General features: G+C 68.0%; 15 protein-coding genes. 4 read left to right on the top strand and 11 right to left on the bottom strand.

The annotated features are described in order from the left end of the window. Positions 1–45 precede the first annotated feature (45 nt). Positions 46–708 carry a hypothetical protein gene (locus ACZ5ZX_RS06775; RefSeq protein WP_465500972.1) on the top strand — a complete coding sequence of 221 codons (663 nt, stop codon included), beginning with the start codon at positions 46–48 and terminating at the stop codon, positions 706–708. A 102-nt stretch (positions 709–810) separates the two neighbouring features. Here ACZ5ZX_RS06775 and ACZ5ZX_RS06770 read toward each other — a convergent pair whose 3' ends face one another. Beyond that, positions 811–3,315: a DEAD/DEAH box helicase gene (locus ACZ5ZX_RS06770; RefSeq protein WP_465500971.1), complete on the bottom strand. Its 2,505-nt coding sequence runs from the start codon at positions 3,313–3,315 to the stop codon at positions 811–813. Positions 3,316–3,469: 154 nt separating this feature from the next. Between ACZ5ZX_RS06770 and ACZ5ZX_RS06765 the strand changes: the two genes are divergently transcribed. Next, on the top strand, positions 3,470–4,711 hold the full coding sequence (locus ACZ5ZX_RS06765) for a primosomal protein (RefSeq protein WP_465500970.1): 1,242 nt from the start codon (positions 3,470–3,472) through the stop codon (positions 4,709–4,711). 61 nt (positions 4,712–4,772) lie between these two features. On the opposite strand, the gene ACZ5ZX_RS06760 is transcribed toward ACZ5ZX_RS06765, so the two are convergent. After that, a complete protein-coding gene (locus tag ACZ5ZX_RS06760) occupies positions 4,773–5,975 on the bottom strand; it encodes an MFS transporter (protein WP_465501063.1) in 1,203 nt (400 codons plus the stop codon). Between the two features lie 111 nt (positions 5,976–6,086). Then, positions 6,087–7,187 carry an adenosine deaminase gene (locus ACZ5ZX_RS06755; protein WP_465500969.1) on the bottom strand — a complete coding sequence of 367 codons (1,101 nt, stop codon included), beginning with the start codon at positions 7,185–7,187 and terminating at the stop codon, positions 6,087–6,089. A gap of 210 nt (positions 7,188–7,397) precedes the next feature. On the opposite strand from ACZ5ZX_RS06755, the gene ACZ5ZX_RS06750 reads away from it, so the two are divergent. Further along, positions 7,398–8,486, top strand: coding sequence for a PA containing protein (locus ACZ5ZX_RS06750; RefSeq protein ID WP_465500968.1), 1,089 nt, complete (start codon positions 7,398–7,400; stop codon positions 8,484–8,486). Between the two features lie 339 nt (positions 8,487–8,825). On the opposite strand, the gene ACZ5ZX_RS06745 is transcribed toward ACZ5ZX_RS06750, so the two are convergent. The 8 genes from ACZ5ZX_RS06745 to ACZ5ZX_RS06710 all read right to left on the bottom strand — a co-directional run bounded on the left by ACZ5ZX_RS06745 (position 8,826) and on the right by ACZ5ZX_RS06710 (position 19,527). Next, positions 8,826–10,115 carry a thymidine phosphorylase gene (locus ACZ5ZX_RS06745; protein WP_465500967.1) on the bottom strand — a complete coding sequence of 430 codons (1,290 nt, stop codon included), beginning with the start codon at positions 10,113–10,115 and terminating at the stop codon, positions 8,826–8,828. After that, entirely contained in the window at positions 10,112–10,501 is a 390-nt protein-coding gene (locus ACZ5ZX_RS06740) for a cytidine deaminase (RefSeq protein ID WP_076163141.1), read from the bottom strand. Before ACZ5ZX_RS06740 ends, ACZ5ZX_RS06745 begins: the two co-directional genes overlap by 4 nt. 1 nt (position 10,502) lies before the next feature. Beyond that, positions 10,503–11,777, bottom strand: a complete 1,275-nt coding sequence (locus tag ACZ5ZX_RS06735; RefSeq protein WP_465500966.1) for an ABC transporter permease — start codon at positions 11,775–11,777, stop codon at positions 10,503–10,505. Continuing rightward, entirely contained in the window at positions 11,774–12,871 is a 1,098-nt protein-coding gene (locus ACZ5ZX_RS06730) for an ABC transporter permease (protein WP_465500965.1), read from the bottom strand. The genes ACZ5ZX_RS06735 and ACZ5ZX_RS06730 overlap by 4 nt, the downstream gene beginning before the upstream one ends. Next, the gene (locus ACZ5ZX_RS06725) at positions 12,868–14,448 is read right to left on the bottom strand and encodes an ABC transporter ATP-binding protein (RefSeq protein WP_465500964.1); all 1,581 of its coding nucleotides are present in this window, start codon (positions 14,446–14,448) and stop codon (positions 12,868–12,870) included. The genes ACZ5ZX_RS06730 and ACZ5ZX_RS06725 overlap by 4 nt, the downstream gene beginning before the upstream one ends. Before the next feature lie 78 nt (positions 14,449–14,526). Further along, positions 14,527–15,663, bottom strand: a complete 1,137-nt coding sequence (locus ACZ5ZX_RS06720) for a BMP family lipoprotein (RefSeq protein WP_465500963.1) — start codon at positions 15,661–15,663, stop codon at positions 14,527–14,529. A 268-nt stretch (positions 15,664–15,931) separates the two neighbouring features. Further along, positions 15,932–16,690: a Tat pathway signal sequence domain protein gene (locus ACZ5ZX_RS06715; protein ID WP_465500962.1), complete on the bottom strand. Its 759-nt coding sequence runs from the start codon at positions 16,688–16,690 to the stop codon at positions 15,932–15,934. A gap of 2 nt (positions 16,691–16,692) precedes the next feature. Then, positions 16,693–19,527 (bottom strand): glycosyl hydrolase family 95 catalytic domain-containing protein, encoded by a 2,835-nt coding sequence (locus ACZ5ZX_RS06710; protein WP_465500961.1) that lies wholly within the window; start codon positions 19,525–19,527, stop codon positions 16,693–16,695. Positions 19,528–19,958: 431 nt separating this feature from the next. Between ACZ5ZX_RS06710 and sdhC the strand changes: the two genes are divergently transcribed. Next, positions 19,959–20,402: a succinate dehydrogenase, cytochrome b556 subunit gene (gene sdhC / locus ACZ5ZX_RS06705; RefSeq protein ID WP_073847418.1), complete on the top strand. Its 444-nt coding sequence runs from the start codon at positions 19,959–19,961 to the stop codon at positions 20,400–20,402. Positions 20,403–20,404: the final 2 nt, after the last annotated feature.

The following is a 20,404-nucleotide window of genomic DNA, read 5'->3' as shown; positions in this document are numbered from 1 at the left end:
CGTCCCCGATGCGCCGGGACGGGCGGGCAGGCGAACCTGTGCGGCGTGAAAAAGCAACGATGGCGGCAAATGACCGTGTGGCTGCACGTCGTCACGTCGGTGGGCTGGATGGGACAGGCCTTGGCGCTGTTCACCCTGCTGGCGGTCGGCCGGGCGACCGAAGACGGTGAGGTCCGCGTCGCCGCGACGTCGATGGCGCACGAGATCGACACCCTCCTGCTGGCCCCGCTCGCCAACGCTTCGGCCTTCACCGGCTTCATGCTCGCCGCCGCGACGGCCTGGGGTTTCGCCCGGCATTGGTGGGTGCTGGCGAAGTTCGTGATCACGCTCGTCCAGCTCTATGCCGGGATCTTCCTGCTCTCCGGCGCTTTGCAGGACTCCGTGGCGGCGGCGCGGGCCGGGGACCCGGAACCGGCGTCACTGGCGCAGGTCACTGGAACCGCGTTGATGGCGAGCGCGATCGCGTTCCAGGCGTGGCTCTCGATCGCGAAACCGTGGGGCAAGGTCCGCTCCGGGCCGAAGCTGCCGACGGCGCCGACGTGGGTGTTCGTCGCCGCCGTCGCGGCCCCGCTCGCGGACATCACGATCGGCCTGATCCTCGGCTTCCCGTTGCCCGCGCTCTCGCTGATCGTGTTGATCGTTCAGCTGGTCCGGCGCCGGCGTCAGCTTCGCCCGGCCCCGGCCGAGGTCCCGGCCCCGATGCCATGAAAGGACCTTTCCTTGCGAAATTTGCCAGGAAAGGACCTTTCCTGGCGAAATTTGCGAGGAAAGGTCCTTTCCTAGCGCTTGAGCGAGCGGACGCGACCGCCGTCAGAGCCGGTCGACAGCGGTGATCCGGATGACCGCGAACCCCGCCTCGTCCGACGCCGCCAGGTCGACCTCGGCGCTGATACCCCAGTCGTGGTCACCCGCCGGATCGTCGAAGATCTGCCGCACCCGCCAGCTCTCCGCCTCCTTCTCGATGATCAACAGCTGGGGGCCACGCGCGTCCGGGCCGATGCCGAGGGTTTCGTGCTCGTCGAAGTAGTCCTCGATGGCGTCTTCCCACGCGTCCGCGTCCCAGCCCGACGCGGCGTCGAGTTCCCCGAGCGTCCCGTAGGCACGCCGGGAGGCGAGCTCGACCCGGCGGAACAACTCGTTCCGCACGAGTACCCGGAAGGCGCGCTCGTTCCGCGTGACCGCGGGCGGCTCCGACGGCGGCCTTGTCGAGACCGGGCCGCCCTCTTCGGGATGCCGCAAGGCTTCCCATTCGTCGAGGAGGCTGGAGTCGACCTGGCGTACCAGTTCCCCCAGCCATTCGATGAGGTCCTGCAATCCCTCGGACTTGGCCTCGTCGGGGACCGTGTGCCGGAGCGAGTCGTAGGTGTCGGTGAGATACCGCAGCACCAGCCCTTCCGAGCGGGCGAGCTGGTAGAAACCGATGTACTCCACGAAGTTCATCGCGCGCTCGTACATGTCACGCACGACGGACTTCGGCTTGAGCTCGTAGTCGTCGACCCACGGATGCCCTTGCCGGTAGCGGGAATACGCCGCCTCCAGCAGTTCCTCCAGCGGCTTCGGATAGGTGACGTTTTCGAGCAGTTCCATCCGCTCGTCGTATTCGATGCCTTCGGCCTTCATCGCCTGCACGGCCTCGCCGCGCGCCTTGAACTGCTGCTGCGAAAGCACCGGCCTCGGATTGTCCACTGTGGATTCCACAATGGACACGACGTCGAGCGGATAGGACGGCGAGTCGACGTCGAGCAGCTCGATCGCGGCCAGCGCGAACGGCGAAAGCGGCTGGTTCAGCGCGAAATCGAACTGCAGGTCGACGGTGAGCCGCACGATCCGGCCCTGCTCGTCGGGTTCGTCGAGCCGCTCCACGACCCCCGCCGCGAGCAGCGCGCGGTAGATCGCGATGGCGCGCAGGATCAGCTTCCGCTGGGTCGCGCGGTCGGAATGGTTGTCCTCCAGCAGATGCCGCATCGAGTCGAACGCGTTGCCTGGCCGGGAAATGACGTTCAGCAGCATCGAGTGGCTGACCTGGAAACTCGACGTGAGCGGTTCGGGTTCGGCCGCGATCAGCCGGTCGAAGGTGCTCTCCGTCCAGTTGACGAAGCCCTCCGGCGCCTTCTTGCGGACGATCTTCTTTTTCTTCTTGGGGTCGTCGCCCGCCTTCTCCAGCGCCTTGGCGTTTTCGACGACGTGGTCCGGCGCCTGCACGACGACGTAGCCGTCGGTGTCGTAGCCCGCACGGCCCGCGCGGCCGGCGATCTGGTGGAACTCGCGCGCCTTGAGATGCCGTTGCCGCACACCGTCGTACTTCGTCAGCGCGGAGAAGACCACCGTGCGGATCGGTACGTTGATGCCGACGCCCAGGGTGTCGGTCCCGCAGATCACCTTCAGCAGCCCGGCTTGCGCGAGCTGCTCGACCAGACGCCGGTACTTCGGCAGCATGCCGGCGTGGTGCACGCCGATGCCGTGCCGGACCAGCCGCGAGAGAGTCTTCCCGAACCCGGCGGCGAAGCGGAAGTCGCCGAGCATCTCGGCGATGGCCTCCTTCTCCGCCTTGGTGGTGACGTTGATGCTCATCAGCGTCTGCGCGCGCTCGATGGCCGCCGCCTGCGAGAAGTGCACGACGTAGACCGGCGACTGGCCACCGTGGAGCAGCTCGGACATCGTCTCGTGCAACGGCGTCAGCGCGTAGCGGAAGGTGAGCGGCACCGGCCGCTGCGCCGAAGTGACCACCGCGGTCGGGCGGCCGGTCCGGCGGGTGAGGTCCTTCTCGAAGAACGAGACGTCGCCGAGCGTCGCCGACATCAGCACGAACTGCGCGTTCGGCAGTTCCAGCAGCGGCACCTGCCAGGCCCAGCCGCGATCCGGCTCCGAGTAGAAATGGAACTCGTCGGCGACGACCTGGCCGACCGGCGCGTCGGCACCGAACCGCAACGCCATGTTCGCCAGGATTTCCGCCGTGCAGCAGATGATCGGCGCCTCGGCGTTGACGCTCGAATCGCCGGTCATCATGCCGACGTTCTCGGCGCCGAAGATCTCGATGAGCTGGAAGAACTTCTCCGAGACCAGCGCCTTGATCGGTGCCGTGTAGTAGCTGCGGCGGCCGTGCGCGAGCGCGGTGAAGTGGGCTCCGACGGCGACCAGGCTCTTTCCCGAGCCCGTCGGTGTCGACAGGATCAGGTTCGCGCCGGAGACCACTTCGATGATGGCCTCCTCCTGCGCCGGGTACAGCTCGAGCCCGCGCTCGGCCGTCCAGGTGGAGAAGGCTTCGAACAGCGAGTCGGGGTCGGGATCCGCAGGCAGGAGGTCTGTAAGAGTCATCAGAGGACCTATCGTGCCATCCGTTGGTCGCTTCTTGCCCAGGGGTGATCGCGCCCTCCGCCGGAAACCCGTAGGCTTCGCGGTACCGCGCATCCAATCGGGCAAGCATCACCCGGTCGCGCGCACACAGGCGGTAATCCGAGAGGGCTTAGGAATGGCACAGGACATCATCCCGATCGAACTCGGCCTGCCTCAGGGTGACGTCGTCACTCTCTGGGCGCCGCGCTGGCGGGAAGACGGCGAGGAGTGGGAAGCCTTCCTCGGCGACGAGGAAGACCTGTACGCCTTCCCCGACGCCGCGCATCTCGCCGCGTTCGTGCGGACGTCGGAGCAGCACGATCTGCTCGACCACCCCGCGTGGGAGGTCGTGCCGGCGCTGAACGTGCCCGAGCTGATCCCGGACGACGACCACACCTTCGACCTGGTCGGCGTCCCGGAGCTGGTGGCCGAGAAGCCGGACCAGTGGACGATCGGCGAGCTGGCCGAGATCATCGGCATCGTGCGTTCGCTCGCGGACGTGTGCGAACTCGAAGAAGTCCACGAGGTCCTCGACGCGCACGAGAGCTTCTCGCTGCTGGACCAGGGCACGCTGCCCTTCACCGGCCGCGACGGCGAGCGGCTGTGGGCGGACCTGTCGGAGGCGGTCTCCGAGAAGTGGGACACCGTGCTCGACGCGATCGACGGTCTGGTGACCGCTCCCGACGTCGACGAGAAGGTGCTGGAGCAGACGGCGGAGGAGCTCGCGACCTTCCTCGCGGAGTCCGCCGAAGCCGAAGCGGCCGCCGATGACGACGAGGATCTCGAAGAGGTCGACGAGGACGAGGAAGACGACGAGCCCGTCGGTTTCTGGGGCGAGGTCGGCATCGACCCGATCAAGATCATCACCTCCGGCGCCGAGTACTACACGCTGCGCTGCTACCTCGACGACAAGCCGATCTTCTTCGGCAGCGAAGGCGAGATCGACGTCTTCACCTCCGAAAAGGCGCTCATCCGCGCGATCGCGGACGGCAAGGACCTGGCGGGCAACGACCTCGCCCAAGTGTCCACTTGGGACGAGGTGGCCACGAAGGCCACCGCGGGCGAGCTCGAAATCGACGTCGACACCGAGAACACCTACGTGCTGACCGGTATCGCCGACGACATCGCCGAGGGCCCGGAGGCGATCGACCCGACCCAGCTGGAGCTGGCCGTCGAGCTGATCACCGACGCCGCCGAGTGGGCCGAGGACGACAGCGTCGAAACCGCGCTGGCCGCCAACGAAAGCCTCGGCTGGCTGGTGTCGTTCGTGCTGCGGCCGGACCCCTCGCGCCTCGAGCCGAGTGCCCCGTTCGACGCGGAGCAGTCCGAGTGGCGCAAGCTCGTCGAGACCTTCGAGAACCGCCTGACGGTCGCCTGACCCCTCCTACGGGACGCTATGAAAGGTCCTTTCCTTGCAAATTTTGCAAGGAAAGGACCTTTCATTGCACTTGAGGGGCCTCGTTCTTGACGGGCACGAGGGCGATCGCGAGGGCCGGGAAGACCGCCGCCACGCAAAAGGCCAGCGCGTACCGCGAGTCGCCGATCACGAGGCCGAGCATCAGCGGGGTCAGCGCGGCGGCGATGTTCTGGCCGGTGTTCTGCGTGCCCATCGCCCGCCCCGCCCACGCGAGCCCGGCCATCTCCGCCGAAGCGGTGAACCCGAGTCCGTTGTCGGACACGGTGATCACCGCGGCCAGCACGAGCGCGAGCAGCACCAGCCACGGCCACGTCGCGTCCCCGAGCGCGACGAGCAGCATCGCCGCGGCACTCGAAACGGCCAGCTGCCGCATCGGCCGCAGCCTGCTGCCGACGCGGTCGGACCAGTAACCCGACGCGAGCCTGCCCAGCGCTCCGAGGATCTGGACACCGCCGACGAACAAGCCCGCCGACGCGGCCGTCCAGTGGTGCATGGTCACCAGGTACACCGGCGTGAACGCGGAAACCGTGAACTGCGGGACGACGAGCAGCGCGCTCGCGCCGTGGACCCGCCACAACGCCGGCTTCCGGTACGGCGACGGCGGCTTCTCGCCGGTCGCGGATCGCGGCTCCGGGCGCGGCGGATCGACCAGTAGCCAGGCGACGAGCAGCGCGACGACGATCGCGGCCAGCGCGGGCAGCAGGAGCGAGACCTGGAAACCCCAGCGATCCGCGAGCGGCGGGAGGCCGAACGCGGCGACCCCCACGCCGAGCGGCTGGGCCGTCTGGCGAATACCCATCGCGAAGCCGCGTTCGGCCGGGCCGAACCAGCCGAGGACGGCCCGGCCACTGGCGGCGTTCACTGACGCGGTGCACGCGCCGGCGAGCAGGAACACCCCAAAGAGAACCCCGAGCGAGTGATCACCGAGGGCCGCGTACACGAGGAGTAATCCCGATGCGCCCAGGCCTAGTGCGATGACCAAACGCTCTCCGTAACGGTCCGCGGCCGCACCCCACAAGATCAAGGTGAACAACAGGCCAAGACTCGGTGCCGCCACCACCGTTCCCGCCTCCGCCAGCGTGAGCCCCTCCGCACGCTGCATGGACGGCACCAGGAACGGGATCCCGTAGAGGAACGAACAGCTCGCGGTCTGCGCGGCGAGGCCGAGCGCGAGGATGAGCCAGCGTCGTTTTCCGCCGATCCCCACGGCCATGACCTGCGACATCTTCGCCACCGTTCCACTATTTGGGAAAGTTCTCCTATATAGTGAAATATAGTTGGCTATGCTAACGAACGCAACCGCCGAGGTGGCGGCCGCGTTCGCGCCTCCGGCGCCTCAGCGCAGCGCGGCGTACCCGGGCTTGATGACCGTGTTGATGATGCCGAGCCGTTGGTCGAAATCGAGGAACGCGGATTTCATCGCATTGATGGTGAACCACTCCAGATCGGCCAGGCCGAAGCCGAACGCCTCGGCCAGCGCGGCGAATTCGCTGGTCATCGAGCAGCCGCTCATCAGCCGGTTGTCGGTGTTGACCGTGACCCGGAAGCGCAGCCGGGTGAGCAGGCCGATGGGATGCTCGCCGATCGAGCGCGCCGCTCCCGTCTGGACATTGGACGTGGGACAGATCTCCAGCGGGATCCGGCGGTCGCGGACGTAGGCGGCCAACCGTCCCAAATGGACCGTGCCGTCACTGTCGGTCTTGATGTCCTCGACGATGCGCACACCGTGACCGAGCCGTTCGGCACCGCAATGCTGAATCGCCTCCCAAATGGACGGGAGCCCGAACGCCTCCCCGGCATGAATGGTGAAATGCGCATTATTCGTACGAAGAAACTCGAATGCGTCGAGATTTCTGGTAGGCGGAAATCCGTCTTCCGGTCCGGCGATGTCGAAGCCGACGACGCCGGCGTCGCGGTAGCGGACGGCGAGGCCCGCGATCTCGAGGGCACGGGCGTGCTGGCGCATCGCGCAGAGCAACGTCCCGATCCGGATCCGGCCCCCTCCGGCGGCCACTCTCCGTTCACCTTCCTCGAAACCGGCCTGAACGGCCTCGACCACCGCATCGAGTGAAAGGCCTCGTTCGACGAAGAGTTCGGGGGCGTAGCGCACCTCGGCGTAGACGACCCCGTCGGCGGCGAGGTCTTCCACCGCTTCGGCGGCCACTCTGACCAGCGCTTCCTCGGTCTGCATCACGCCGCAGGTATGCGCGAACGTCTCAAGGTACGAGACGAGGGAGCCGGAGTCGGCGGCGTCGCGGAACCACCGGCCGAGCTCGACGGGATCCTTGACGGGCAAGGCCGTGTACCCCGTCTGGTCGGCGAGTTCGGCGACCGTGGCAGGCCGCAGGCCGCCGTCCAGATGGTCGTGCAGGAGGGCCTTCGGAGCACGGGTCAGTACCGCCTCCGGGATGCGGGGACTGCTGCTTTCAGAGGACATACGTAACGGTAACCAGCCTGTCATTCCCCTACATGGCGGTAAGTCTCCTGCTCGGCTTAACCCTCAGCTTTGTCGATCACCGGCTGAATCGGCCATCAGGGGCAGCGGGCGGCATTGTCCGATACCCGGGGGCCATACGCACAGCAATTTCGCAATGGATAAGCTTCGGGTCACGTCCCTCCCATTTCCCCGCCCACGAAGGACACCGCAGTGACCACTGACAACAACATTGCAGCCCCGTCCTTCGACCGGATGCGCAACATGCTGGTGCGCGCGGCCGAAGTGCGTGAGAGCGAACAGCAGCAGATCTTCGACGCGCTCGACGACATCTACGCCCGTCTGGCCCCGGTCGACTCGCTCGGCGCCGTCCGCAAGCGGCTCTCGGAGATGCCCGACCGCACCGAGGTCAGCGTGCTCGCCGAGCGCCTCGACGAGACCATGTCACGGCTCGAAGCGCAGGACAACGCGCTCGCCGCGCTGACCCGCGCCGTCGAAAGCATCGTCGACAAGCTCGCCAAGCCGTTCGCCCAGCTCGACGGCCGCCTCGACGGCATGGCCGCGAAGTTCGAAGGCGTCGCGGGCCGGATGGACGGCCTCGAGGACAAGCTCCAGAACATCCACCGCCGTCTCGACGAGCTCGGCGCGCACCTCGACAAGCAGGACGTGAAGACCGACTCGCTGCCGCAGTCGGTGATCGGCCCGGTGCGCGAGCGCGTCGAGCAGGCCGAGTCGGTCCTGCGCGACCGCGTCGACACCGTCGACCGTGAGCTGCGCACCCGCGTCGAGAACCTCGACAAGGCCACCAAGGAAACCCTCGCCGCGAACGCCGACGCGCTCAAGACCGCGCTGACCGAGACCGGCGAGATGATCGACGCCTCGGAGCGGCTCGACGGCCTCGGCGACAGGCTCGAGAAGGTCACCTCGCGGCTCGACGACCTGGCCGAGCGGCTCGACAAGGTCGAGGACGGCTTCACCGGACGGCTCGGCGACCTCGACGGGTCGATCCGCAGCGGCCTGTCCAAGGTCGAGAGCACGCTGTCGAAGCAGCCGGACACCGACTCGGTGGACACGCTGGTGCGCAAGAGCAACGACGAGTCCGTGCGCCGTATCGGCGGCCAGCTGGACGAGGCCATGGCGACCTTCGCGGAGCTGATGCTCGGCGGTGGCCCGGCCCTGCAGCAGATCTCCCCGCCGCCGCCCGCGCCGCGTCAGCCGCGTCGCAGCTCCCGCAACGGCCGGGCGCCCAAGGCGGCCGACGCCAAGGCCAAGGCCGATGGCGGCGACGAGACCTCCGACTGATCCACTGGTAAGCGCGTGAAGGCCCCCTTCCCTCGGCTGAGCCGAGGGAAGGGGGCCTTCACGCTACTCAGCCCGGCCCCGCCGCCGCGTCGCCTTTAGCGGGCTAAACGCGATCCGCCGGGCACTGACGTCGCGCACTCGTCCGGCCGCGGTACCGAGCGCCCCCTGCCACGCGGATCGCCTTTAGCGGGCTAAACGCGATCGCGCGCGGGCCACGGCATCCCGCACCTGCGCGCACAGGCGCCAAGTACGTGAAGGCCCCCTTCACTGCGCTAGATGCAGTGAAGGGGGCCTTCACGTACTTAGGCGACCGCGCGACCGCAGGTCGCCTTTAGCGGGCTAAACGCGATCAGGGCGCACGGTCTCCAGGACCAGGGGCGTGGGCGCCGGGGCTTCGGAGGCGACCGCGTAGGCGTCGGTGAGCGCGGCGAGGGCGGACGGGACGGCGTCCGGGGTGTCCGTGTGCAGTTCCAGCAGAGGCTGCCCGGCCTTGACCTCGTCGCCCGGTTTCGCCAGGCACAGCACGCCCGCCGCGGCCTGCACCGGATCCTCCTTGCGCGCCCGCCCGGCCCCGAGCCGCCAAGCGGCGACCCCGACCGAGTAAGCGTCCAGAGACGTCAAGACACCATCCGCGGGCGCCGAGACGACATGGACGTGCTTGGGCCGCGGCAGAGCGGCCTCCGGATCCCCGCCCTGCGCGGCGATCATCCGGCACCACGTCTCGTAGGCCTTCCCCGACGCGAGCACTTCCGCCGGGTCCACTTCGGACAGACCCGCCAGCGCCAGCATCTCCCTGGCCAAAGCCACGGTCAGCTCGACGACGTCGGCGGGGCCACCGCCGCGCAGCACCTCGACCGACTCCGCGACCTCGATCGCGTTCCCGACGGCGTAGCCCAACGGCACGTTCATGTCCGTGATCAGCGCCGTCGTCGCGACGCCGTGCGCGGTCCCGATCTCCACCAGCGTCCGCGCGAGTTCACGGGCCTGCGGAAGCGTCTTCATGAACGCACCGGACCCGGTCTTCACATCGAGGACCAGTCCGGCCGAGCCCTCGGCGATCTTCTTGCTCATGATCGAGCTCGCGATCAGCGGAATCGACTCCACCGTCGAAGTCACGTCCCGCAGCGCGTACAGCTTCTTGTCCGCGGGAGCCAGCCCGGACGTCGCCGCGCAGACCACCGCGCCGACGTCGTCGAGCTGCCGCATGATCTCCGAAGTCGACAAAGCGGCACGCCAGCCCGGGATCGACTCCAGTTTGTCCAGCGTCCCACCGGTGTGCCCGAGCCCGCGCCCGGACAGCTGCGGCACGGCCGCCCCGCACGCCGCCACGAGCGGCGCCAGCGGAAGCGTGATCTTGTCGCCGACCCCGCCCGTCGAATGCTTGTCGATCGTCGGACGGCTGACCTTCAGGTCCAGCCGCTCCCCCGAGGCGATCATCGCGCCGGTCCAGCGCGCGATCTCGCCGGAGTCCATGCCGCGCAGGAAGATGGCCATCGCGAGCGCGGCCATCTGCTCCTCGGCGATCTCGCCGCGCGTGTACGCGTCGATCGTCCAGTCGATCTGTTCGTCGGAGAGCCGTCCGCCGTCCCGCTTCGCGCGGATGACGTCGACAGCGGCGAACGCGCTCATGGCAGATCGTCCGGTCCGAACGCGTCCGGCAGGACCGCGGACATCGGCAGGATCCCGCTGGGGGTGTCCACCAGGCAGTCGGCACCGCCGTGCTCGAACAGGATCTGACGGCAGCGGCCGCACGGCATCAGCAGATCACCGGCGCCACTGCGGCACGCGACGGCGACGAGTTTGCCGCCGCCGGTCAGCCGCAGCTGGCCCGCCATCGTGCATTCCGCGCACATCCCCAGCCCGTAGGACGCGTTCTCGACGTTGCAGCCGACGACGATCCGGCCGTCGTCCACCACACCCGCGACACCGACGTGCAAACCCGAGTAGGGCGCGTACGCCGACTTCGCCGCCTCGACGGCTTGGGCCCGCAGGGCTTCCCAGTCGTACTCCGCCATGTCAGTCCTCACCTCGCCGGTAGAGAGCGCCGTCCGCCTTGGGCGGCCGCAACCGCTGCGAAGCGACCGCGAGCACGATCAGCGTCACGAAGTGCGCGGTGTACGGGATGAGGTCGCTGGGCAGGTCGTCGTTGGTCCAGTAGATCGCGTACAGCAGGGCCGCGCCGAAGACACCGAGCGCGGCGGCGATCCACTGACGGCGGAACAGCTGCACGGCCACGATCACGGCCAGCAGGATCACCGCGCCGTACAGCAGCGCGAGCACCGCGGTGCCGCCACCGGCGAGCTGGAGCCCGTCCGCGTAACCGAACAGCGCCGCGCCGCCGAGCAGGCCGCCCGGCCGCCAGTTGCCGAAGATCATCGCCGCGAGACCGATGTACCCGCGGTTGTTGGTCTGGTTCTCCAGGTAGTCCGCCCCGCCGGCGAGCAGTACGAGCGACGCGCCGCCCATTCCGGCGAGCCCGCCGGAGATGATCATGGCGACGTACTTGTGCAGATAGACGTTCACGCCGAGGGATTCGGCCGCGACCGGGTTCTCACCGCAGGACCGCAGCCGCAGGCCGAACCGCGTGCGCCACAGCACGAGGTAGCTGATGGGGACCAGCGCGATCGCGATCATCGTCAGCGGCGCGACCTCGGTGACCAGGCCGTTGAGGATCCCGGCGAGGTCGGAGATGAAGACGCGCTGCATCTTCTCCAGATCCGCGAGCCAGTCCGAGAGGAAGGTCGCCGAGTAGGTGTCGAACTTCGGGACCGGCGGCGACTGGCGCGGGTTCCCCGAAAGCGGGGTGAACACCAGGTTCGCCAGGTACTTCGCGACGCCGAGACCGAGCAGGTTGATCGCCACACCGGAGACGATGTGGTTGACGTTGAAGGTCACCGTCGCGACGGCGTGCAGCAGGCCGCCGAGCGCGCCGAACACGACCGCGCAGATCAGCCCGGCCCAGACACCGCCGTGGTACGCGCCCCACGCCGCACCCCAGGTGCCGAGGATCATCATGCCTTCGAGGCCGATGTTGATCACGCCGGCGCGTTCGGCCCAGAGGCCGCCGAGCGCGCACAGCAGGATCGGCAGGGCCAGCCGCAGCGCGGTGTGCGCGGTGTTGGTCGAGGTCAGCGTGTTGACGCCGGTGGCGTACGACGCGATCGCGAGCACCCCGACCGCCAGCAGCCCCCAGATGGCGCCCTTGAGCCAGCCGGGGATGCGGCGCTTCGGCGGCTTCACCGGCATGGTGGTCCCGCCCGTGTTGGGCGAAAGAACGTCCGCGGTGGTCACACCGCACCTCCCTCGGAAACGCTCGACCCCTTGCGGCCGTTGCCTGCCAGCGCGCGACCGACGCGACGCTGTTCGGCGGCCAGATCGGCGCGGCGCACGACCTCGTACGCGATGACGACCGACAGCACGATCACGCCCTGCATGATCGTGGCGATCTCCTTGGACACGTTGATCTGCTCCAGCGACACCGCGGACCGGTCGAGGAACGCCCACAGCAGGGCGCCCAGCGCGATCCCGGCCGGGTGGTTGCGGCCGAGCAGGGCGACCGCGATCCCGGTGAAGCCGTACATCTGGGTCGAGGTGATGCCGTAGGTGAAGTCGCGGCCGAGCAGTTCCGGCATCGCGACCAGACCGGCGACACCACCGGAAAGCAGCATCGCGATCAGCGTCATCTTCTTGGCGTTGACCCCGCCCGCCGCGGCGGCCGTCGTCGACTCGCCGCTGGCCTTCAGTTCGAAGCCGAACCGGGTCCGGTTGAGCATGAACCAGTAGGCCGCGCCGATCAGCGCCGCGATGATCACGAAGCCGAACAGCTCACCGGACCCGATCGGGATGCTGGGGATCCGGCCGGTCTCGGCGATCTCGCGGGTGGCGATGTTGTTGCCGGTCTGCACGCCGAACTGGTCCGCGTTGACCAGGAACGCCACGATGCCGCCGACGATCGCGTTCAGCATGATCGTCGAGATGACCTCGGAAACCCCTCGGGTCACCTTCAGCACCGCCGGGATGGCCGCGTACAGCATGCCGCTGAGCACCGCGACGACCAGGATCGCGAGCACGTGGATCACCGGCGGCAGCTGCAACGCCCCGCCGATGATGGCGGTGACGATGGCGGCGAACCGGTACTGGCCCTCGACACCGATGTTGAAGAGGTTCATCTGGAAGCCGATGGCCACCGCGAGCCCCGACAGGTAGTAGACCGTCGCGAGGTTCACCGTGTCGACGGCTGTCGAGCCCTTGAAGAGCTGGCCGATCATCGTGCCGTAGGCCTGGAGCGGGTCGGCTCCCGAGATGATCAGCGCGATGGCTGTCAGGATGACCGCGAAGACGATCGCGAGCAGAGGCGGCAGCAGCCTCGTACGCCAAGAACTCACGCTGCACCGTCCTCTTCGGAGTCTTCGGAAGCACCCGTCATCGCGGAGCCCAGTTCCTGCGGGGTCACGCTCGCGGGGTCGGCCTTGCCGACCAGCCGTCCGCGCAACATGACCTGAATGGTGTCGGAAAGCCCGATCAGCTCGTCGAGGTCGGCCGAGACCAGCAGGACGGCCAGCCCGGCCGCGCGGGCCTGGCGGATCTGTTCCCAGATCAACGCCTGCGCGCCGACGTCGACACCGCGCGTCGGATGCGACGCGATCAGCAGCACCGGATTGCCGGAAAGCTCACGGCCGACGATCAGCTTCTGCTGGTTACCACCCGAAAGCGCGGCGGCCGGGACGTCGATGCCCGGGGTGCGGACGTCGTACTCCTCGACGATGCGGCGGGTGTCCTCACGCGCGCCGTCGATGTCGAGCAGTTGCCCCTTCGCCACCGGCTTGCGCGTCTGGTAGCCGAGAATCCTGTTGACCCACAAGGGTTGCCTGAGCAGGAGGCTGTGCCGCGTGCGGTCTTCGGCGATGTAGCCGATCCCGGCCTCGCGGCGGGCGAGCGTCCCCAGTCTGTGCAGTTCGACGACCTCGCCGTCGGCCCCGGTCAGCTCGATCCGGCCGCCGCCCTTGCGCATGCCCATGATCGTCTCGACGAGTTCGGTCTGGCCGTTGCCCTCGACACCGGCGATCCCGAGCACCTCGCCCGCGTGCACGGTGAAGGAGATGTGGTCGAGCACGTTCCGCTCGGACCCCTCGACGCTCAGGCACACGTCGTCCAGGCGGAGGACGGCCCGATCGGTCACGGTGGACTCGCGGGTCTCCGGGCTGGGCAGCTCCGAGCCGACCATCATCTCGGCCAGCTGGCGCGAGGTGATCGTCTTCGGATCGGCCGTGCCGACGGTGGTGCCGCGGCGGATCACGGTGACCGTGTCGGCGATCGCGCGCACCTCGTCGAGCTTGTGCGAGATGAAGAGGAAGGTGAAGCCGTCCTTCTGCATGGCACGGACGGTTTCGAACAGCGCGTCGACCTCCTGCGGCACGAGCACCGCGGTGGGCTCGTCGAGGATGATGATCCGGGCGCCGCGGTAGAGCACCTTGACGATCTCCACGCGCTGGCGGTCGGCGACGCCGAGTTCCTCCAGCAGCGCGTCCGGCCGGACGCGGAGGCCGACCCGGTCGGCGAACTCCGCCAGCTTGGCCCTGGCGGCGCGGCCGATGCCGTGCAGGTTCTCCGCCCCGAGGAAGACGTTCTCCCCGACGGTCAGGTTGTCGGCCAGCATGAAGTGCTGGTGGACCATCCCGATCCCGGCCTTGATGGCGTCCTGCGGATTGCGCAGTTTCACCGGTTCGCCGTTGATCGCGATGTCACCCTCGTCCGGCTGCTGCATGCCGTAGAGGATCTTCATCAGGGTCGATTTGCCCGCGCCGTTCTCGCCACAGACGGCGTGCACCTCACCCTTGGTGACGGTGAGGTTGACGTCGGAGTTGGCCACGACACCGGGGAACCGTTTCGTGATCCCGGTCAGCTGCACGGCCGGTTCACCCCGGTCGGGGGCGTCGGTGACCTCGGCCTGGGGAGCGCTCATGAAAAGCCATCCAGTTCTGGGTAAACAGGTTGGGGCTCGGAAGGGGTTACCCTCCCGAGCCCCGCTGCCTGGTGAAGCTTACTTCTGCGGCTTGTCCGAGACGGTGATCGCCCCGGAGACGATCTGCGCCTTGTAGCCCTCGAGGACGTCCTTGATGTCGTCGATCTTGCCGCCGGAGGTGGCGTAGCCGATGCCGTCGACCTTGAGGTCGAACCGCTTCGGCAGCGACGTCAGGTCGCCCTTCGCGAGCGCGCGGAGGTAGTCGAAGACCGCCACGTCGACGCGCTTGAGCATCGAGGTGATGATGACGTCCTTCGACGCCTCGACCGTCTTCTGGTTGTACTGGTCGGAGTCGACGCCGATGGCCATGGCGTTGTTCGACTTCGCGGCCTCGAAAACGCCCTTACCGGAGGCGCCGGCGGCGTGGTAGAGCACGTCCGCACCCTTGGCGATCTGCGCGGCGGCCTTCACGTTGCCCTTCGCCGGGTCCTGGAACCCGGAGAAGTCACCGGCCGGGGTGAGGTACTCGTCCTCGATCTTGGCCTTGCTCGAAGCGGCCTTCACACCCTGGAGGAAGCCGGCCTCGAACTTCTGGATCAGCGGCGTGTTGACGCCACCGACGAAGCCGACGTGGCACTTCTTCGACTTGTACGCGGCGGCGACACCGGCCAGGAACGAGCCCTGCTCCTCGGCGAAGACGAGCGAGGTGACGTTCGGGGCCTCGACGGACTCGTCGACGATCGCGAACTTGGCGTTCGGGTACTTCGGCGCGACGGCCTTGACCGCGTTGGCGTAGGCGAAGCCGACCGCGATGATCGGGCTGAAGCCCTGCGCGGCGAGCTGGTCGAGCCGCTGCGACTTGGCGGCCTCGTCCTCGGTCGCGGCGGCGGTGCTCTCGGTGACCGTGGTGACGCCGAGTTCGGCCTTGGCCTTGTCGGTACCGGCGGCGGCGGAGTCGTTGAACGACGCGTCACCGCGGCCGCCGACGTCGAAGGCCAGCGCGACCTTGAGCTTGCTGCCGTCGACCTTCTCGCCTGCCTGGCTGGTGCTCGTCGAGGCGGCGGCCGCGGCGGGCGGCTTCGGCGCGGTCACGCAGCTGGCGGACTGATCCCCCGTGCTCGCGTTGTTGTTGTTCCCCGCTCCGGAATCCTTCGCGCACCCAGCCAGTACCAGAGCACCGGCCATGGCAGCGGCGGCCAGCGCGGTTCCACGCATGCGACGCAACGTGTGTCTCCCTCCCCGCTGATCCAGCGGATGGTCCGAAGAAACGGCCCGGCGATGAATGCCGGGTCGACCGAGGAACGGTACCTAACGGCCGCTTAGCCGCCATAGGAAAGGCACGCTACGTAACACAAACGTTTACTCATGAGTCGTACGCGCGACGAATGGAGTACTTACGGTGATCGAAACGGAGTAGTCGCGTGAAGGCTCCCTGGTCACGTTCGGCGCCTTCGCCACCGTCGGTGAGCACGCACCCGGCTCCTCACACGAGCTGGAAGGACTTCAGCGCGCGGATGTTCTGATGACAGTTCTTCAGACCGGACGAGTTCAGGCTGCGGTAAACGCCCCACTTCGGCCGCAGGTAGTTCACGTCCCGCCACAGATCCGCGGCCTTCCGGACGTCGGCGACGGTCCGGGAACCGTCCTTGAGCACACAGCGCAGGTAGCCGCTGTGGGACGCCTTGAACTCCCAGGACACGTCGATCCACTTGTTCTGCAGCGGCGCGTAGTCGGCGAGGTCGGCCTCCGCGCCCGAGTCACCGGCGATGGTCAGCACCCCTTTGCCGCCCTTCTGGCGCGGTGTGAGGGTCCACTGTGGAGGACCGACGTCGGGGACCTTCATCTGGAACAGGTGGGTGAAGGCCGTCGTCGCGGTCAGCTCGGTGGGCCAAAAAGCCTGGTAGGAGATCCGCCAGGTCTGATCACGCAGGATCTTGTACGTCGTGTCGCCGTCGCGCATGCCCTTCGCCTCGTTGCGCTGCCGGTCTGTCGATGTGTCGACATCTCGCGTGTGCATGTCGAAGCGCCAGTGGTCGCCTTCGGGGTAGATGTGCTTGACGCCGGGATGCGATCCGGCGCGGTCGTCCTCCAGGCCCTCGAAGGCGCGCAAGCCGTCCTTCGCCGGGTCGGGACTCCACCTCGGCGTCCAGGTCGCAGCCTCCGCCGTCCCGGTGCCGAGCGCGGCCGCGCCGAGCACCCCCGCGCCCAGGATGAGCGCCTTCCGGCGGTCGATGTTCTCCATGGCTACCTTCCCTTCTCGAGGGTGACCGCGAAGACATGCGGTCTCGGGGTGGTGGCGGGGAGCGTGACCGACACGACCTGACGCGCCGGGTCGAGCTGAACACGCTGATGGAAGATCGCGAGCTTCACCGGCTGGACACCCGCGCGGGAGTGCAGCTGATTCGTGGTGACGGCCTCGCTCTCGCCGAACGCCGCCGCAGAACGCCATCCGGTGAGCTTCAGGGGCACCTCGGCCGATCCATCCACATAGGACACTGTGATCGCCGTAACCGCGTTGCTGGTGTCCGCGGCGCCCAGCAGATGCAGGGTCGCGTACTTTCCCGCGGGCAACGGGATCGTCGCGCCGACGACGTTGTTCGGCGTGCCCTCGCTCCCGTTGACGAACAGGAAGGGCACGCCGTCGTCGATCACCTGCCCGGTCTGCGGCAGCTGCGCGGCCGGATAGGTGTTGCCACCGCCGTCGAAATCGCCGTCCCCCAGGTAGAACTCGCTCGTCACGCCGTCGGAGTTCAGCACCGCGGCGAGATCCACCGGGACCAGGTCCCCGGCGGGCGGCAGCGCGGGAAGTCCCCACGGCGGCGCGGGTTCGGAGATCGGGACCGGCGCGATCCTCGTGTCCGGCCGCCTCCCCCGGGCGTAGACCAGCACCTCGTGGCCGTGAGCGAGCTCGATGGTCACCGTGCCGTCAGGCCCCTGCCGCCAGTGCCGCGCCCCCTCGACCTCGAGTTTCCCGGGGATCGACGGCCTGAGTTTCAGCGGCTCGCCGGCCAGGCTCCGGACGCGGACGAACTTCGTGACCCCGGCCTCACGTACCGCGCTGACCAGGAACGCGCCCTGCGTCCGGAAGTCGTGCAGGGTGACATCGCGCCAGGTCGAGGGCAGCGCGGGGAAGATCCGGATCGTGTCGCCCCAGCTCTGGCACAGCATGTCGTGGATCGATTGCGCGGCGGACAACGGTGTTTCGATGACCGGGCCCGCTTCGTAGTACATGGTGTTGGGCTGCGCGAACCGCGTGACGAACGCGCGTAACTGCTTCAGCGCGTCGTCCCCGCGCCCCAGCGCCGCGGAAAGCGAGGCCGCGCCGGTGAAACTGAACCCGCGCAGGGCGCCTTCGAAACCGACCCAGTGCGCCAGCGATTTCGAGATCAGTTCCGCCTGCTCGGGGTCGTCGACGTTGAGCAGATACAACGGATAGGCCGCGAGGAGATGCGAGTAATGGCGGTGGGATTTGGCGAACGGGACGCCGGTGCCGACCATCAAACCGTGTTCGTCGACGGGGAAGTCCACCAGCTTGTCGAGCACTTCCCGCCATTTCGGCGCCAGCGGATCGTTGATACGCAAGGCCTTCGCCGCGTCCAGCAGGGTCAGGCAGCTCCACCGGATCAGCGCGAGGTCGTAATGGCAGTCGGGCGCGCGGCCGTACTCGGGTGAGAACGTCGGCGGCAGATGCAGACGGCCGTCGGCGCCGGGCGCGAGAAAGTGCAGGTAATAGTTCATCGCCTTACGCAGCACCGGGAACAGGACGTCGCGCAGGATCGTCACGTCCATGGTGTGGCGATAGCTGAGCCAGACGTTGTGCAGCAGCCACGGCAGATCGCCGATCTCGGCGTCCGCGTCCGGCCCCGGGACCCCGACGAACCCGGCGTCGGCGAACCGCGCGTCGGCACTGCGCCGCAGGCCCATCGAGTCGGCGCGGTACTCGGGCCGGAGGCCGTCGATCAGCGTCTGCCGGTTCTCGGCGACGGTGCGCGGGATCGGATCGAGTTCGAGGTGGTTCGAGCCGTGCACGGGCCAGTATTCGAGCTGGGCGTTGAGGTTGTACCAGACCGACGGCCACGGCGTCGGCGCCAGCCAAGGCCCGGTGGTCGCCATGATCGGTGCTTCGGCGCGGGCGGCGGACGCCAGTTTGTACAGCTGGATCCAGTAGAAACCCTGCAGCTTCGCGTCCGGAATGGACAGGAAGCTCCGCCGGTGGAAAGCGTGCCACCAGCGCCGATGTGTCCCCGCCAGCGCGTCCACGGTGGACACTCCCCCGACGACCGACCGCGCCTTTCCCTCGGCTTCGGTGCCCGGATGGCTGTGCGCCGTCGACAGGAGCAGTGTCCGGCCGCCGTGCGCGGCGCGGCGCATCCGATAAGCGGTCGCGTTCTGCCCACCGGCGACGAGCGGCTGGACGACCACGGTGAGATCGCCATCGGCCCGGGTCACCGGCGGCGGATTCGGCTCGAAGCCTTTCGGCGGCTGCTCGCGGACGATGCGCGGGCTCACCGCGGGAACCGGCGCGAAGGTGAGCCCGAATCCTCGTTCTCCCGGGCTCGGTGCGACGTCCACCACCAGCAGATCCCGGGTGCTGTGCACGAACGCGCGGATCTCCAGCGTGCCCTTGTCCGTGGTCACCGTCCCGGTGAGTTCGGCGTTCCAGAGGTCGAGGCGCAGTCTTGCCCCGGTAAGTTCACCCACCGGTGTGAGCAGGACTTTCCCGATCGGGAGCCGCGCGACACCCCACTCGTTGCCGAAGGCGGGCCGATGGTCCTGGGATTCGCTGTGATCGACGGTGAATTCGAGCGCGCCCTGATCGCGATAGACCTGCGCGCCCACGAAACCGTTGCCCAGGAACGGCCCCTCGTACCAGGTGCGCGGCAGCCGCTCCCAGCGCGGATCCTGACCGGCGAGGAACCGCGACCACTCCGCGTCCGTGCTCATCCCGTGGCAGCCGGTCCGCGATTCGGCCATTTCCGGCGGATCGGCCGACGCCGTGCCCGGAAGCGCTCCTAAGAGGACTCCGGCGACGGTGCCGCCGAGCAGGTCGCGTCGCGGGAAGCCGGCAGGCTGGCCCATGGTCACCCCATCGTGAACTCGGCCGATTGATCGGATGTCTATCCGGCTTGAACGTAAGATATGACATATACCTCGTCAATGATTCACAGGCATGACGACTCATTCGGCCGATCCCGCCGACCAGCTCCGCGATGTACCACTGAGAGAGATCCGATGTCCAGCGTTCTGAAGGAGCCGCCTCGGGGCGTAAGCGACGAATCGGAACGGACTCGCCACCGCCGCTCGCGACGGGGCGTGATGTCTGGTCCATCACACAGACGAACCCGGAGGTGAGCCCACCGTGAGGTCCGGGTCTAGCATCTTTTTCATCCACGCTCGATGACCATGATCTCGGCACCGTCGCCGGAGCCGTCCCCAGTGGACGTCCCGGCGGCAGGCGCGGAAACCAGCGGTCAGCGGGCCCAAGCCATGACGTTGGAGGCCGTTCACCGATGTCCACCACGGCTAGCACCGCCACCGAGGCGGCAGCGAGCGATCGGGCGGGTGCCTCACGCCGGCAAGGGACGTTCTACCGGGGCGACCCCGGTATGTGGTCCTGGGTGCTGCACCGCATCACCGGCGTGCTGACATTCTTCTTCCTCTTCGTGCACGTCCTCGACACCGCGCTCGTGCGCGTGTCGCCCGACACGTACAACGAGGTCATCGAGACCTACAAGACCCCGCTGGTCAACCTCCTCGAGGTCGGCCTGGTCGGCGCGGTGCTGTTCCACGCGCTCAACGGCATCCGGGTCATGCTGGTCGACTTCTGGGAGAAGGGACCGAAGTTCCAGAAGCCGATGCTCTGGACCATCCTGGCCATCTGGGTCGTGGTGATGATTCCCGGTGCCTTCTTCATGATGAAGCGCACCGTCGAGACGCTCTTCGGGGGGAACTGACC

The sequence above is a fragment of the Amycolatopsis sp. NPDC033938 genome (assembly GCF_055575975.1).
This window is presented reverse-complemented; position numbering and strand designations above follow the sequence as displayed.